The sequence below is a fragment of the Enterobacter cloacae complex sp. ECL414 genome (assembly GCF_021869685.1).
Classification (GTDB): domain Bacteria; phylum Pseudomonadota; class Gammaproteobacteria; order Enterobacterales; family Enterobacteriaceae; genus Enterobacter; species Enterobacter kobei.
The window spans coordinates 4,661,034-4,676,530 of sequence record NZ_CP091481.1 but is presented as its reverse complement, the minus strand read 5'-3'; the positions used below and the strand labels follow the sequence as shown (position 1 = coordinate 4,676,530).

10 protein-coding genes, 4 tRNA genes and 3 rRNA genes are annotated in these 15,497 nt (G+C 54.7%); 15 read left to right on the top strand and 2 right to left on the bottom strand.

What is annotated here, in order from left to right; all coding sequences use genetic code 11:
• The first annotated feature begins 349 nt into the window (after positions 1-349).
• The 7 genes from L3068_RS22545 (at position 350) to L3068_RS22515 (ending at position 5,680) form a co-directional block, all read left to right on the top strand.
• Positions 350-1,889 (top strand): 16S ribosomal RNA (locus L3068_RS22545).
• A 70-nt stretch (positions 1,890-1,959) separates the two neighbouring features.
• Positions 1,960-2,036, top strand: a tRNA-Ile gene (locus tag L3068_RS22540).
• 42 nt (positions 2,037-2,078) lie between these two features.
• Positions 2,079-2,154: transfer RNA gene (locus tag L3068_RS22535), tRNA-Ala, on the top strand.
• Between the two features lie 180 nt (positions 2,155-2,334).
• Positions 2,335-5,238, top strand: a 23S ribosomal RNA gene (locus L3068_RS22530).
• 64 nt (positions 5,239-5,302) lie between these two features.
• A 5S ribosomal RNA gene (gene rrf / locus L3068_RS22525) occupies positions 5,303-5,418 on the top strand.
• Together the 16S, 23S and 5S rRNA genes with 4 tRNA genes alongside form the textbook arrangement of a ribosomal RNA operon.
• A gap of 56 nt (positions 5,419-5,474) precedes the next feature.
• A tRNA-Asp gene (locus L3068_RS22520) sits at positions 5,475-5,551 on the top strand.
• Between the two features lie 53 nt (positions 5,552-5,604).
• Positions 5,605-5,680, top strand: a tRNA-Trp gene (locus tag L3068_RS22515).
• Positions 5,681-5,772: 92 nt separating this feature from the next.
• On the opposite strand, the gene hdfR is transcribed toward L3068_RS22515, so the two are convergent.
• Positions 5,773-6,594: an HTH-type transcriptional regulator HdfR gene (gene hdfR / locus L3068_RS22510; protein WP_014885681.1), complete on the bottom strand. Its 822-nt coding sequence runs from the start codon at positions 6,592-6,594 to the stop codon at positions 5,773-5,775.
• A gap of 118 nt (positions 6,595-6,712) precedes the next feature.
• On the opposite strand from hdfR, the gene L3068_RS22505 reads away from it, so the two are divergent.
• Positions 6,713-7,051, top strand: coding sequence for a MaoP family protein (locus tag L3068_RS22505; RefSeq protein ID WP_014885680.1), 339 nt, complete (start codon positions 6,713-6,715; stop codon positions 7,049-7,051).
• Between the two features lie 29 nt (positions 7,052-7,080).
• Here the strand turns inward: L3068_RS22505 and L3068_RS22500 are convergent, their stop codons facing one another.
• A complete protein-coding gene (locus tag L3068_RS22500; protein ID WP_058690467.1) occupies positions 7,081-8,601 on the bottom strand; it encodes a YifB family Mg chelatase-like AAA ATPase in 1,521 nt (506 codons plus the stop codon).
• 341 nt (positions 8,602-8,942) lie between these two features.
• Here L3068_RS22500 and ilvL point away from each other — a divergent pair, with 341 nt between their 5' ends.
• The 7 genes from ilvL (at position 8,943) to ilvA (ending at position 15,493) form a co-directional block, all read left to right on the top strand.
• Positions 8,943-9,041 (top strand): ilv operon leader peptide, encoded by a 99-nt coding sequence (gene ilvL / locus L3068_RS22495; RefSeq protein WP_001311244.1) that lies wholly within the window; start codon positions 8,943-8,945, stop codon positions 9,039-9,041.
• Between the two features lie 86 nt (positions 9,042-9,127).
• Positions 9,128-9,178 carry a peptide IlvX gene (gene ilvX / locus L3068_RS25355; protein WP_214602896.1) on the top strand — a complete coding sequence of 17 codons (51 nt, stop codon included), beginning with the start codon at positions 9,128-9,130 and terminating at the stop codon, positions 9,176-9,178.
• A gap of 2 nt (positions 9,179-9,180) precedes the next feature.
• On the top strand, positions 9,181-10,827 hold the full coding sequence (gene ilvG / locus L3068_RS22490; protein WP_096217707.1) for an acetolactate synthase 2 catalytic subunit: 1,647 nt from the start codon (positions 9,181-9,183) through the stop codon (positions 10,825-10,827).
• Positions 10,824-11,087: an acetolactate synthase 2 small subunit gene (gene ilvM / locus L3068_RS22485; RefSeq protein WP_003860184.1), complete on the top strand. Its 264-nt coding sequence runs from the start codon at positions 10,824-10,826 to the stop codon at positions 11,085-11,087. The genes ilvG and ilvM overlap by 4 nt, the downstream gene beginning before the upstream one ends.
• Before the next feature lie 18 nt (positions 11,088-11,105).
• Entirely contained in the window at positions 11,106-12,035 is a 930-nt protein-coding gene (gene ilvE / locus L3068_RS22480) for a branched-chain-amino-acid transaminase (protein WP_014885677.1), read from the top strand.
• A 60-nt stretch (positions 12,036-12,095) separates the two neighbouring features.
• Entirely contained in the window at positions 12,096-13,946 is a 1,851-nt protein-coding gene (ilvD, locus tag L3068_RS22475) for a dihydroxy-acid dehydratase (protein WP_014885676.1), read from the top strand.
• Between the two features lie 2 nt (positions 13,947-13,948).
• A complete protein-coding gene (ilvA, locus tag L3068_RS22470; protein ID WP_014885675.1) occupies positions 13,949-15,493 on the top strand; it encodes a threonine ammonia-lyase, biosynthetic in 1,545 nt (514 codons plus the stop codon).
• The last annotated feature ends 4 nt before the right edge of the window (positions 15,494-15,497 follow it).

Here is a 15,497-nt window from a genome sequence, read left to right as displayed (position 1 = left end):
AAAGTTTTTTTTAAAAGAGGGGTTGTCAACGTCTGAGAACTCCCTATAATGCGCCTCCACTGACACGGAACAACGGCTTACAGGCCGCCGGGTTAGCGGGGTTCAGAGATGAGCGCCAACAGAGAAAAGCAAAAATAAACGCTTGACTCTGAAGCGGGAAAGCGTAATATGCACACCCCGCGCCGCAGCGAAAACGAAGCGGCACTGCTCTTTAACAATTTATCAGACAATCTGTGTGGGCACTCAAAGTGACATGGATTCTTAATGTCTTCGGACAATAAATGAATACCAAGTCTCTGAGTGAACATACGTAATTCATTACGAAGTTTAATTCACGAGCATCAAACTTAAATTGAAGAGTTTGATCATGGCTCAGATTGAACGCTGGCGGCAGGCCTAACACATGCAAGTCGAACGGTAGCACAGAGAGCTTGCTCTCGGGTGACGAGTGGCGGACGGGTGAGTAATGTCTGGGAAACTGCCTGATGGAGGGGGATAACTACTGGAAACGGTAGCTAATACCGCATAACGTCGCAAGACCAAAGAGGGGGACCTTCGGGCCTCTTGCCATCAGATGTGCCCAGATGGGATTAGCTAGTAGGTGGGGTAACGGCTCACCTAGGCGACGATCCCTAGCTGGTCTGAGAGGATGACCAGCCACACTGGAACTGAGACACGGTCCAGACTCCTACGGGAGGCAGCAGTGGGGAATATTGCACAATGGGCGCAAGCCTGATGCAGCCATGCCGCGTGTATGAAGAAGGCCTTCGGGTTGTAAAGTACTTTCAGCGGGGAGGAAGGTGTTGTGGTTAATAACCGCAGCAATTGACGTTACCCGCAGAAGAAGCACCGGCTAACTCCGTGCCAGCAGCCGCGGTAATACGGAGGGTGCAAGCGTTAATCGGAATTACTGGGCGTAAAGCGCACGCAGGCGGTCTGTCAAGTCGGATGTGAAATCCCCGGGCTCAACCTGGGAACTGCATTCGAAACTGGCAGGCTAGAGTCTTGTAGAGGGGGGTAGAATTCCAGGTGTAGCGGTGAAATGCGTAGAGATCTGGAGGAATACCGGTGGCGAAGGCGGCCCCCTGGACAAAGACTGACGCTCAGGTGCGAAAGCGTGGGGAGCAAACAGGATTAGATACCCTGGTAGTCCACGCCGTAAACGATGTCGACTTGGAGGTTGTGCCCTTGAGGCGTGGCTTCCGGAGCTAACGCGTTAAGTCGACCGCCTGGGGAGTACGGCCGCAAGGTTAAAACTCAAATGAATTGACGGGGGCCCGCACAAGCGGTGGAGCATGTGGTTTAATTCGATGCAACGCGAAGAACCTTACCTACTCTTGACATCCAGAGAACTTTCCAGAGATGGATTGGTGCCTTCGGGAACTCTGAGACAGGTGCTGCATGGCTGTCGTCAGCTCGTGTTGTGAAATGTTGGGTTAAGTCCCGCAACGAGCGCAACCCTTATCCTTTGTTGCCAGCGGTCCGGCCGGGAACTCAAAGGAGACTGCCAGTGATAAACTGGAGGAAGGTGGGGATGACGTCAAGTCATCATGGCCCTTACGAGTAGGGCTACACACGTGCTACAATGGCGCATACAAAGAGAAGCGACCTCGCGAGAGCAAGCGGACCTCATAAAGTGCGTCGTAGTCCGGATTGGAGTCTGCAACTCGACTCCATGAAGTCGGAATCGCTAGTAATCGTAGATCAGAATGCTACGGTGAATACGTTCCCGGGCCTTGTACACACCGCCCGTCACACCATGGGAGTGGGTTGCAAAAGAAGTAGGTAGCTTAACCTTCGGGAGGGCGCTTACCACTTTGTGATTCATGACTGGGGTGAAGTCGTAACAAGGTAACCGTAGGGGAACCTGCGGTTGGATCACCTCCTTACCTTAAAGAACCTGCCTTTGCAGTGCTCACACAGATTGTCTGATGAAAAAACAGCAGTAAAAATCTCTGCAGGCTTGTAGCTCAGGTGGTTAGAGCGCACCCCTGATAAGGGTGAGGTCGGTGGTTCAAGTCCACTCAGGCCTACCAAACTCCTTTTAAAGGATGAGCGGTACAGAGATTACAAACGATGGGGCTATAGCTCAGCTGGGAGAGCGCCTGCTTTGCACGCAGGAGGTCTGCGGTTCGATCCCGCATAGCTCCACCATCTTTTACTGCGAACACAAGAAAACTTCAGAGTGAACCTGAAAAGGTGCACTGCGAAGTTTTGCTCTTTAAAAATCTGGATCAAGCTGAAAATTGAAACGACACACATGTTATGTGTGTTCGAGTCTCTCAAATTTTCGCAAACCGATGGTGAATCGAAAGAAACATCTTCGGGTTGTGAGGTTAAGCGACTAAGCGTACACGGTGGATGCCCTGGCAGTCAGAGGCGATGAAGGACGTGCTAATCTGCGAAAAGCGCCGGCGAGGTGATATGAACCTTTGACCCGGCGATGTCCGAATGGGGAAACCCAGTGTGTTCCGACACACTATCGTTAACTGAATACATAGGTTAACGAGGCGAACCGGGGGAACTGAAACATCTAAGTACCCCGAGGAAAAGAAATCAACCGAGATTCCCCCAGTAGCGGCGAGCGAACGGGGAGCAGCCCGGAGTCTGAATCAGCTTGTGTGTTAGTGGAACGGTCTGGAAAGTCCGACGGTACAGGGTGATAGTCCCGTACACGAAAATGCACAGGTTGTGAACTCGAAGAGTAGGGCGGGACACGTGGTATCCTGTCTGAATATGGGGGGACCATCCTCCAAGGCTAAATACTCCTGACTGACCGATAGTGAACCAGTACCGTGAGGGAAAGGCGAAAAGAACCCCGGCGAGGGGAGTGAAAAAGAACCTGAAACCGTGTACGTACAAGCAGTGGGAGCCTCTTTATGGGGTGACTGCGTACCTTTTGTATAATGGGTCAGCGACTTATATTCTGTAGCAAGGTTAACCGTATAGGGGAGCCGAAGGGAAACCGAGTCTTAACTGGGCGTTAAGTTGCAGGGTATAGACCCGAAACCCGGTGATCTAGCCATGGGCAGGTTGAAGGTTGGGTAACACTAACTGGAGGACCGAACCGACTAATGTTGAAAAATTAGCGGATGACCTGTGGCTGGGGGTGAAAGGCCAATCAAACCGGGAGATAGCTGGTTCTCCCCGAAAGCTATTTAGGTAGCGCCTCGTGAACTCATCTTCGGGGGTAGAGCACTGTTTCGGCTAGGGGGCCATCCCGGCTTACCAACCCGATGCAAACTACGAATACCGAAGAATGTTATCACGGGAGACACACGGCGGGTGCTAACGTCCGTCGTGAAGAGGGAAACAACCCAGACCGCCAGCTAAGGTCCCAAAGTCATGGTTAAGTGGGAAACGATGTGGGAAGGCACAGACAGCCAGGATGTTGGCTTAGAAGCAGCCATCATTTAAAGAAAGCGTAATAGCTCACTGGTCGAGTCGGCCTGCGCGGAAGATGTAACGGGGCTAAACCATGCACCGAAGCTGCGGCAGCGACACTATGTGTTGTTGGGTAGGGGAGCGTTCTGTAAGCCGTTGAAGGTGGCCTGTGAGGGTTGCTGGAGGTATCAGAAGTGCGAATGCTGACATAAGTAACGATAAAGCGGGTGAAAAGCCCGCTCGCCGGAAGACCAAGGGTTCCTGTCCAACGTTAATCGGGGCAGGGTGAGTCGACCCCTAAGGCGAGGCCGAAAGGCGTAGTCGATGGGAAACAGGTTAATATTCCTGTACTTGGTGTTACTGCGAAGGGGGGACGGAGAAGGCTATGTTAGCCGGGCGACGGTTGTCCCGGTTTAAGCATGTAGGCGGAGGTTCCAGGTAAATCCGGTACCTTTTAACGCTGAGGTGTGATGACGAGGCACTACGGTGCTGAAGTAACAAATGCCCTGCTTCCAGGAAAAGCCTCTAAGCATCAGGTAACATCAAATCGTACCCCAAACCGACACAGGTGGTCAGGTAGAGAATACCAAGGCGCTTGAGAGAACTCGGGTGAAGGAACTAGGCAAAATGGTGCCGTAACTTCGGGAGAAGGCACGCTGATATGTAGGTGAAGCCCCTGCGGGTGGAGCTGAAATCAGTCGAAGATACCAGCTGGCTGCAACTGTTTATTAAAAACACAGCACTGTGCAAACACGAAAGTGGACGTATACGGTGTGACGCCTGCCCGGTGCCGGAAGGTTAATTGATGGGGTTAGCGGTAACGCGAAGCTCTTGATCGAAGCCCCGGTAAACGGCGGCCGTAACTATAACGGTCCTAAGGTAGCGAAATTCCTTGTCGGGTAAGTTCCGACCTGCACGAATGGCGTAATGATGGCCAGGCTGTCTCCACCCGAGACTCAGTGAAATTGAACTCGCTGTGAAGATGCAGTGTACCCGCGGCAAGACGGAAAGACCCCGTGAACCTTTACTATAGCTTGACACTGAACACTGGTCCTTGATGTGTAGGATAGGTGGGAGGCTTTGAAGCGTGGACGCCAGTCTGCGTGGAGCCAACCTTGAAATACCACCCTTTAATGGCTGGTGTTCTAACGTAGACCCGTGATCCGGGTTGCGGACAGTGTCTGGTGGGTAGTTTGACTGGGGCGGTCTCCTCCCAAAGAGTAACGGAGGAGCACGAAGGTTAGCTAATCCTGGTCGGACATCAGGAGGTTAGTGCAATGGCATAAGCTAGCTTGACTGCGAGAGTGACGGCTCGAGCAGGTGCGAAAGCAGGTCATAGTGATCCGGTGGTTCTGAATGGAAGGGCCATCGCTCAACGGATAAAAGGTACTCCGGGGATAACAGGCTGATACCGCCCAAGAGTTCATATCGACGGCGGTGTTTGGCACCTCGATGTCGGCTCATCACATCCTGGGGCTGAAGTAGGTCCCAAGGGTATGGCTGTTCGCCATTTAAAGTGGTACGCGAGCTGGGTTTAGAACGTCGTGAGACAGTTCGGTCCCTATCTGCCGTGGGCGCTGGAGAATTGAGGGGGGCTGCTCCTAGTACGAGAGGACCGGAGTGGACGCATCACTGGTGTTCGGGTTGTCATGCCAATGGCACTGCCCGGTAGCTAAATGCGGAAGAGATAAGTGCTGAAAGCATCTAAGCACGAAACTTGCCCCGAGATGAGTTCTCCCTGAGACTATAAGTCTCCTGAAGGAACGTTGAAGACGACGACGTTGATAGGTCGGGTGTGTAAGCGCAGCGATGCGTTGAGCTAACCGATACTAATGAACCGTGAGGCTTAACCTTACAACGCCGAAGGTGTTTTGGCGGTGAGAGACGATTTTCAGCCTGATACAGATAACAGAATTTGCCTGGCGGCTTTAGCGCGGTGGTCCCACCTGACCCCATGCCGAACTCAGAAGTGAAACGCCGTAGCGCCGATGGTAGTGTGGGGTCTCCCCATGTGAGAGTAGGGAACTGCCAGGCATCAAATTAAGTAGTAAGCCGGTGCATAAATCCGGTGGTTACAAGCAGTCTTCGGTGGAGCGGTAGTTCAGTCGGTTAGAATACCTGCCTGTCACGCAGGGGGTCGCGGGTTCGAGTCCCGTCCGTTCCGCCACTTATTAAGACATTAAGCCTGCCTCACTGGCAGGCTTAATGGCAAAAAACTTTAGGGGCGTAGCTCAGTTGGTAGAGCACCGGTCTCCAAAACCGGGTGTCGCGAGTTCGAGTCTCTCCGCCCCTGCCATATCGAATCCTTTGCTTCGGCAAAGGATTTTTTTTGCCTGAAATACAACGGCACACCTGAATTTTCAGCCAGCTTCCCTGCTGGCTGATGCATCATTCCATAATATTGATTTTTAAGAGATCTTTTATCTGCGACTGCTTATCGCTGTTTTGCAGCCAAATCGCATACAGCGGGCGCGAAATGGTGGTGGAATCTATCACGGTATGTAGCCCCGCTTTAGTATCTGCCCAACGGGCTGGTAACCAGGTGCAACCCTTCAACAAGGGAAGTTGCTGACAGGCAATCTCGGCAGAACTGGTGGTTAACTGTGGAACATCATCTGGGGCTATCAATCCCGCCTCATGCTGCTGAAAATCAGGACCCCACTCCAGGCGCAAATAGGTCAGATCGGCTTTCATCATTGAAGGTTCAGAAGCATAAAGTGCCAGACCAAACTGCCCTACGATCTGGCTGCTAAATTCGTCCATCTTGGGGGCTTCGGTCGTGATAAGAAGATCAAGCTGGCGCTCATGAAGTTGCTTAACCAGGGACTGGCGTTGCGCAATTCTGGCTTCAAATTGCAAATGTTCATGAGAACGATATAGCCGGGTAAGCCACTGACTTAGCATACATTCCCACAGGGACGCGCTGGCCCCTATCGAGAACTCATTGTGCCTCGACGTATGGGCAACCTCTTTACGTGCTGCCTGCCAGGTATTCATCAACGTTTCCGCATAGGGGAGCAGTTTCTCACCGGCAGGCGTTAAACGTATGTTGTTGCGGTGACGGGTAAAAAGATTCACACCCAGTTGATTTTCCAGCTGTCGAATACGAAAACTGACCGCTGACTGCGTCAGGTAAAGGGCTTCAGCAGCTCGCCCAAAGTGGCGTGTTCTGCTCACTTCGAGGAAAGTTTTTAGCAATTCCGTATCCACATCTTTCTCCGCAAAATAATTTGTCGTTATGATTTAAATGTTTTGTTTTACACTCTGTCAAGCGTAACTAATACTCCGCGCCATAAATAGCTCGGCCAAAGAATTAGGAGCGTGTAGGATGGCGGAAAGCTTTACGACGACTAATCGTTTTTTCGACAATAAACATTATCCGCGCGGGTTCTCTCGTCACGGCGATTTCACCATCAAAGAGGCGCAGCTGCTTGAGCGTCATGGTTATGCCTTCAACGAGCTGGATCTGGGTAAGCGTGAGCCTGCAACTGAAGATGAAAAGCAGTTTGTCTTAGTGTGCCGTGGCGAGCGTGAGCCACAGTCTGAAGCAGAACGTGTATGGATCAAGTACATGGCGCGGATTAAGCGTCCAAAACGCTTCCATACGCTCTCCGGCGGTAAGCCGCAGATGGAAGGCGCAGAAGACTACACTGAGTCTGATGACTAAGATGATGAGAAGGGGCTACGGCCCCTTTTTTACGCCAGCAACTTCTGCAGATGGAGCAGCAAACGATCGATAGCGCGGTAGCTCAGCGCCTCCTGCAAGTGTTTCCTCTGAATGTCACTACAACCCTCCACGTCAGCAATGGTTCTGGCCACTTTCAGCAAACGCTGCCACGCGCGTATAGAAAGACCAAAACGCGTCAAGGTTTCCTCCAGCCAAACCGCATCCTCCATGTTAAGAGAACAAAACTGCCGGATCCCGGCATTATCCAGCCGTGCATTCAGCCTGTTCTGACGGGCATATTGTCGCGTCTGGGCAGCAATGACCCGCTCGCGTACATCTGCTGAGCTTTCACCCGTGATGCCTTTTTGCCTGAGCAGGCCCGGCGGGGGAAGGGGGATTTCGAGGGATAAATCGAAACGGTCGAGAAACGGGCCGGATAACTTTCCCAGATAGCGCAACGTCTGCTCTGGCGTACAGCGGTTATGATTGCCCTGATAATGACCCGTAGGGCTGGGATTCATCGCAGCGACCAGCTGAAACTGCGCGGGATAGCTTATTTTGGCTCGCGTGCGTGAGATGTGTATCTCTCCAGATTCAATGGGTTCTCTCAGGGCATCCAGGACGCGGCGCTCAAACTCAGGCAGCTCGTCGAGAAACAGAATGCCATTGTGCGCCAGTGAGATTTCACCCGGCCCGGGAATAGACCCACCGCCGACCATCGCCGTCAGTGAAGCGCTATGATGAGGTGAACGAAAAGGGCGACGGCGCCACTGTTTTTGCAAGGAGGTAGAACTGATAAGGCTATAAATGGCGGCACTTTCCAGCGCTTCATGATTATTGAGCGGTGGCAGCAAGCCACTCAGCCTGCTCGCCAGCATCGTTTTACCCGTACCAGGCGGGCCGATCAAAAGAAGATTGTGTCCACCTGCGGCCGTAATCTCCAGCGCCCGTTTCCCTTGCTCCTGTCCCATAATCTCGCTGAGATCCTCTGGGGTATCGGCTATAAGATTGTCACACTCTTCCGGCTCGGACAGTTCATGGCGCCCTTCCAGCCAGGCGCAAACTTCCTGTAAATGCCCTGCGACAAGACACCCCTTCTCGGCGATAAGACTCACTTCTGATGCATTTTCATTCGCGACAATGATTTGCCGCCCTGCGCGTATAGCTTCCAGCGCGCCCGATATCGCACCGGGAACGCCCCTTAACGCGCCTGTGAGCGCGAGTTCTCCCACAAACTCGTACGAGCCTAGCCTGGTCGTATTAAGCTGCTCAGAGGCTGCGAGAAGCGCAATCGCGATAGGTAAATCATATCGTCCTCCCTCTTTGGGCAGATCGGCGGGAGCCAGGTTGATGGTGATCTTCTTCGCGGGGAAGGTATAACCGCTATTTATTATTGCGCTGCGAACGCGATCCCGGGCTTCTTTAACCGTCGTTTCAGGTAGCCCGACGAGCGTGAGCCCGGGTAGCCCATTACTCAGATGAACCTCTACAGAAATCAGCGGTGCCTTCACCCCGAGAGCCGCACGCGTATAAACAACTGACAGTGACATTTGCACTACCTCCTGGTACGACTATGCCAGTGCCTCTTTTGTCTGTTTAGCGTCATTTTGTGTATTTACGGCTCTTATTCAGAGATTTTAAGCGCACACTGAAATCATTACATACCCGTGGAAGACTTCTCGCAGAAGGTAAAAAGCGCCGTTTTGATGGTTAGCGCCGTCGTAAAAATATGAAAAATATTCATTCTTCAATTTCCCCATATAAAACAACGATTTTAAGAAATATGATTCGCGGCCTAACCAAATGCGTCATAAATAAATCTTGTGTTTGATTTAAAAACTGTGATACCTCTTTAGGTATTCCTTCGAACAAGATGCAAAAAGAACTGAAAATGACAGCCCTTCTACGAGTGATTAGCCTGGTCGTGATTAGCGTGGTGGTGATTATTATCCCACCGTGCGGGGCTGCACTTGGACGAGGAAAGGCTTAGAAATCAAGCCTTAACGAACTAAGACCCCCGCACCGAAAGGTCCGGGGGTTTTTTTATGACTAAAAAACGTAAACGAGGAGCAGGACATGAAGACTAGCATAAAATTCTGTTTCTCCAGATTTATGACGGGGAACTAACTATGAATGGGGCACAATGGGTTGTACATGCGTTGCGCGCGCAGGGAGTCGAGACCGTATTCGGTTATCCGGGTGGCGCGATCATGCCGATTTACGATGCACTGTATGACGGCGGCGTGGAACATCTCTTGTGCCGACACGAGCAGGGGGCAGCAATGGCCGCTATCGGCTATGCCCGCGCGACGGGTAAAACTGGCGTGTGCATGGCAACGTCAGGTCCGGGCGCAACGAACCTGATTACCGGCCTGGCTGATGCGCTGCTCGATTCCGTGCCCGTCGTGGCGATCACCGGTCAGGTGGCTTCCCCGTTCATCGGTACCGATGCTTTCCAGGAAGTGGACGTACTTGGTTTATCGCTGGCCTGCACCAAGCACAGCTTCCTTGTCCAGTCTCTGGATGAGCTGCCGCGCGTAATGGCCGAAGCGTTCGAAGTGGCGAGCTCGGGCCGCCCTGGCCCCGTTCTGGTGGATATCCCGAAAGATATCCAGGTTGCACTCGGCGAACTGGAACCGCACTTCTCCACCGTGGAAAGCGACGATGCGTTCCCGCATGCAGAGGTTGAAGAGGCGCGCCAGATGTTGGCGCAGGCGAAACAGCCGATGCTGTACGTCGGCGGGGGTGTCGGCATGGCGCAGGCCGTGCCTGCCCTGCGTGAATTTATCGCGGTAACGCAAATGCCTGCCACCTGCACGTTGAAAGGTCTTGGTGCGGTTGATGCAGACTACCCATACTATCTCGGCATGCTGGGGATGCACGGCACTAAAGCCGCAAACCTGGCGGTGCAAGAGTGCGATCTGCTCATCGCCGTGGGTGCGCGTTTTGACGACCGCGTTACCGGCAAACTGAATACCTTCGCGCCAAATGCCAAAGTTATCCATATGGATATCGACCCGGCGGAGATGAACAAACTGCGTCAGGCGCACGTCGCGCTGCAGGGCGATCTCAATACGCTGTTACCGGCACTGTCGCAGCCACTGGATATTAGCGCGTGGCGCCAGCACGCCGCAGAGATGCGCGCCGAACACGCCTGGCGTTACGACCATCCTGGCGATGCCATCTACGCGCCGCTGCTGCTGAAACAGTTGTCTGACCGTAAACCGGCTGATAGCGTCGTCACCACCGACGTAGGCCAGCACCAGATGTGGTCAGCCCAGCACATGACCTACACCCGTCCGGAAAACTTCATCACCTCCAGCGGCTTAGGCACCATGGGCTTTGGCCTGCCTGCCGCCGTGGGTGCGCAGGTGGCTCGCCCGAACGATACGGTTATCTGTATCTCCGGTGACGGCTCCTTCATGATGAACGTTCAGGAGCTGGGCACCGTTAAGCGCAAGCAGTTGCCGCTGAAAATCGTGTTGCTGGATAATCAGCGTTTAGGGATGGTTCGACAGTGGCAACAGCTGTTCTTCCAAGAGCGTTACAGCGAAACCACCCTGACCGATAACCCCGATTTCCTCACCCTGGCCAGCGCCTTCGGCATTCCTGGCCAGCACATCACCCGTAAAGACCAGGTTGAAGCGGCACTCGACACCATGCTGTCAAGCGAAGGGCCGTACCTGCTTCATGTCTCAATCGACGAGCTTGAGAACGTCTGGCCGTTGGTACCGCCCGGTGCCAGTAACTCACAAATGCTGGAGAAATTATCATGATGCAACATCAGGTCGCCGTGCAGGCTCGCTTCAACCCGGAAACCTTGGAACGCGTTTTGCGTGTGGTCCGTCATCGTGGTTTTCAGATTTGCTCTATGAATATGGAGACGGCCACCGACGCGCAGAACATCAGTATCGAATTAACCGTTGCCAGCCCGCGGCCGGTCGACTTACTGTTTAGTCAGTTATCAAAACTGGTAGACGTTGCCCATGTTGCCATCTGCCAGAGCACAACCACATCACAACAAATCCGCGCTTAAGCGTGACAGGACGAAAAAATGACGACAAAAAAAGCTGATTACATTTGGTTCAATGGTGAGATGGTTCGCTGGGAGGACGCGAAGGTCCACGTCATGTCCCACGCGCTGCACTACGGCACCTCCGTCTTTGAAGGTATCCGTTGCTACGATTCTCACAAAGGGCCAGTGGTGTTCCGCCATCGCGAACACATGCAGCGTCTGCATGATTCAGCCAAAATTTATCGTTTCCCGGTTTCACAGAGCGTTGATGAGCTGATGGAAGCCTGCCGCGAAGTCATTCGCAAGAATAACCTGACCAGCGCCTACATTCGTCCACTGGTCTTCGTGGGTGATGTCGGTATGGGCGTGAACCCGCCAGCCGGTTACAACACCGATGTGATCATTGCCGCGTTCCCGTGGGGGGCTTACCTCGGAGCAGAAGCCCTGGAGCAGGGGATCGACGCAATGGTTTCTTCCTGGAACCGCGTGGCGCCAAACACCATCCCGACCGCTGCTAAAGCGGGCGGTAACTACCTTTCCTCTCTGCTGGTCGGTAGCGAAGCGCGCCGTCACGGCTATCAGGAAGGTATCGCGCTGGACGTGAATGGCTACATCTCGGAAGGCGCAGGTGAAAACCTGTTTGAAGTGAAAGATGGCATCCTGTTCACGCCGCCATTCACATCTTCCGCGCTGCCGGGTATTACCCGTGACGCCATCATCAAGCTGGCGAAAGACCTGGGTATCGAAGTGCGCGAGCAGGTGCTGTCCCGCGAATCCCTGTATCTGGCTGATGAAGTGTTCATGTCCGGTACGGCGGCTGAAATCACGCCGGTTCGTAGCGTAGACGGTATTCAGGTCGGCGAAGGCCGCTGTGGCCCGGTCACCAAACGCATCCAGCAAGCCTTCTTTGGCCTCTTTACTGGCGAAACAGAAGATAAATACGGCTGGTTGGATCAGGTTAATCACTAAATATAAATTTGGGACGGCACGCACCGTCCCATTGAATAGTCAGACGGGAGTAAATAAAGCATGCCTAAGTATCGTTCAGCCACCACCACCCACGGCCGTAACATGGCGGGTGCCCGCGCACTGTGGCGCGCCACCGGGATGACCGACGCCGATTTCGGCAAGCCAATTATCGCCGTGGTGAACTCCTTCACCCAGTTTGTGCCAGGCCATGTGCATCTGCGCGACCTCGGTAAACTGGTTGCCGAGCAAATCGAAGCTTCCGGCGGTGTGGCGAAAGAGTTCAACACCATCGCGGTGGATGACGGTATCGCAATGGGCCACGGGGGCATGCTCTATTCACTGCCGTCGCGTGAGCTGATCGCCGACTCGGTTGAGTACATGGTCAACGCCCACTGCGCCGATGCAATGGTCTGTATCTCCAACTGCGATAAAATCACCCCAGGGATGCTGATGGCCTCCCTGCGCCTGAACATTCCGGTGATCTTCGTCTCCGGCGGCCCAATGGAAGCCGGTAAAACCAAGCTGTCCGACAAAATCATCAAGCTCGACCTGGTCGATGCGATGATCCAGGGCGCGGATCCGAAAGTGTCTGACGAGCAGAGCGACCAGGTTGAACGCTCCGCGTGTCCGACCTGCGGCTCCTGTTCCGGGATGTTCACCGCCAACTCCATGAACTGTCTGACCGAAGCGCTGGGCCTGTCGCAGCCGGGTAACGGCTCGCTGCTGGCGACCCACGCCGATCGTAAACAGCTGTTCCTCAACGCCGGTAAACGCATCGTTGAGCTCACCAAACGCTACTACGAGCAGGATGATGCGAGTGCACTGCCGCGTAACATCGCCAGCAAAGCGGCGTTTGAAAATGCGATGACGCTGGATATCGCCATGGGCGGTTCCACCAATACCGTTCTGCACCTGCTGGCCGCCGCGCAGGAAGCCGAAATCGACTTCACCATGAGTGATATCGACAAGCTGTCCCGTAAAGTGCCGCAGCTGTGTAAAGTTGCGCCAAGCACCCAGAAATACCATATGGAAGATGTTCACCGTGCCGGTGGTGTAATCGGTATTCTGGGCGAGCTGGATCGCGCCGGGCTGCTGAACCGCGACGTGAAAAACGTGCTCGGCCTGACGCTGCCGGAGTCGCTGGACCAATACGACGTGATGCTGACCAAAGACGACGCGGTGAAAACGATGTTCCGCGCCGGTCCCGCCGGGATCCGTACCACGCAGGCGTTCTCGCAGGATTGCCGCTGGGATTCCCTGGATGACGATCGCGCCGAAGGCTGCATCCGTTCGCTGGAGCACGCCTACAGCAAGGACGGCGGTCTGGCCGTGCTGTACGGTAACTTTGCGGAAAACGGCTGCATCGTGAAAACGGCAGGCGTGGACGACAGCATCCTGAAATTCACCGGCCCGGCGAAAGTGTACGAAAGCCAGGATGAAGCGGTGGACGCCATCCTCGGTGGCAAAGTGGTAGAAGGCGACGTGGTTGTTATTCGCTATGAAGGGCCGAAAGGCGGGCCGGGCATGCAGGAAATGCTCTACCCAACCACCTTCCTGAAATCCATGGGTCTCGGCAAAGCCTGTGCGCTGATCACCGACGGCCGTTTCTCCGGCGGTACGTCCGGGCTCTCCATCGGCCACGTTTCACCGGAAGCGGCAAGCGGCGGCAACATCGCCATCATTGAAGACGGTGACCTGATCGAAATCGATATCCCGAATCGCGGCATTCAACTGAAGCTGAGCGACCAGGAAATTGCGGCCCGTCGTGAGGCACAAGAAGCGCGCGGCGATAAAGCCTGGACGCCGAAAGATCGTCAGCGTGAAGTCTCCTTCGCCCTGCGCGCATACGCGAGCCTTGCCACCAGTGCAGATAAAGGCGCGGTGCGCGATAAATCGAAACTTGGGGGCTAATGATGGCCGAGTCACAACCCTTATCCGCCGCCCCCGAGGGGGCGGAATATCTGAGAGCGGTGCTACGCGCACCGGTCTATGAAGCCGTGCAGGTCACGCCGCTTCAGAAAATGGAAAAACTCTCTTCGCGCCTCGACAATGTGATCCTGGTGAAGCGCGAAGACCGCCAGCCGGTGCACAGCTTCAAGCTGCGCGGCGCCTACGCGATGATGGCCGGACTGACCGACGAGCAAAAAGCGCGCGGCGTCATTACCGCCTCGGCGGGCAACCATGCGCAGGGCGTGGCGTTCTCGTCTGCTCGTCTGGGGTTGAAAGCGCTAATCGTGATGCCGGTTGCTACCGCTGACATCAAAGTCGACGCGGTACGCGGTTTCGGCGGGGAAGTGCTGCTCCACGGCGCTAATTTTGATGAAGCCAAAGCCAAAGCCATTGAGCTGGCACAGCAGCAGGGCTTCACCTGGGTGCCGCCGTTCGATCACCCGATGGTCATTGCCGGACAAGGCACGCTGGCGCTTGAACTGCTGCAGCAGGATGCCCATCTCGACCGCGTCTTCGTTCCGGTGGGCGGCGGCGGGTTAGCGGCGGGTGTGGCCGTGCTGATCAAACAGCTGATGCCGCAGATCAAAGTCATCGCTGTTGAAGCGGAGGACTCTGCCTGCCTGAAAGCGGCGCTGGATGCCGGGCATCCGGTGGATCTGCCGCGCGTTGGTCTGTTTGCTGAGGGCGTGGCGGTAAAACGCATTGGCGATGAAACCTTCCGTCTCTGCCAGGAATACCTCGACGATATCGTCACGGTTGATAGCGATGCTATCTGCGCGGCAATGAAAGATCTGTTTGAGGATGTACGTGCGGTGGCGGAACCGTCCGGCGCGCTGGCCCTGGCGGGGATGAAAAAATACATCGCGCAGCACAACATCCGCGGCGAGCGCCTGGCGCACGTGCTTTCCGGCGCCAACGTGAACTTCCACGGCCTGCGCTACGTGTCCGAGCGCTGCGAGCTGGGTGAACAGCGTGAAGCATTGCTGGCGGTGACTATTCCGGAAGAGAAGGGGAGCTTCCTGAAGTTCTGCCAGCTGCTGGGCGGTCGTTCGGTGACGGAGTTCAACTACCGTTTCGCCGATGCCAAAGATGCCTGCATTTTCGTCGGCGTGCGTCTGAGCCGTGGCGTCGAGGAGCGTAAAGAGATCCTTAACCTCCTGCATGACGGTGGTTACAGCGTGGTGGACCTTTCAGACGACGAAATGGCGAAGCTACACGTGCGCTATATGGTCGGCGGGCGTCCCTCGAAGCCGCTCAGGGAACGCCTGTTCAGCTTCGAATTCCCGGAATCACCGGGCGCGTTGCTCAAATTCCTGCACACGCTGGGCACGCACTGGAACATCTCCCTGTTCCATTACCGTAGCCACGGCACCGACTACGGCCGCGTGCTGGCGGCGTTTGAACTGGGTGAGCACGAGCCGGATTTTGAAACACGGCTGAACGAACTGGGCTATGAGTGTCACGACGAAACCCACAACCCCGCCTTCCGTTTCTTCCTGGCAGGATAAGCGG

Excerpts from the sequence above, each read along its gene's own strand:
- L3068_RS22505 (WP_014885680.1), top strand. The coding sequence starts at position 6,713 with ATGGCGGAAAGCTTTACGACGACTAATCGTTTTTTCGACAATAAACAT.
- L3068_RS22500 (WP_058690467.1), bottom strand. The coding sequence starts at position 8,601 with ATGTCACTGTCAGTTGTTTATACGCGTGCGGCTCTCGGGGTGAAGGCA.
- ilvL (WP_001311244.1), top strand. The coding sequence starts at position 8,943 with ATGACAGCCCTTCTACGAGTGATTAGCCTGGTCGTGATTAGCGTGGTG.
- ilvG (WP_096217707.1), top strand. The coding sequence starts at position 9,181 with ATGAATGGGGCACAATGGGTTGTACATGCGTTGCGCGCGCAGGGAGTC.
- ilvM (WP_003860184.1), top strand. The coding sequence starts at position 10,824 with ATGATGCAACATCAGGTCGCCGTGCAGGCTCGCTTCAACCCGGAAACC.
- ilvE (WP_014885677.1), top strand. The coding sequence starts at position 11,106 with ATGACGACAAAAAAAGCTGATTACATTTGGTTCAATGGTGAGATGGTT.
- ilvD (WP_014885676.1), top strand. The coding sequence starts at position 12,096 with ATGCCTAAGTATCGTTCAGCCACCACCACCCACGGCCGTAACATGGCG.
- ilvA (WP_014885675.1), top strand. The coding sequence starts at position 13,949 with ATGGCCGAGTCACAACCCTTATCCGCCGCCCCCGAGGGGGCGGAATAT.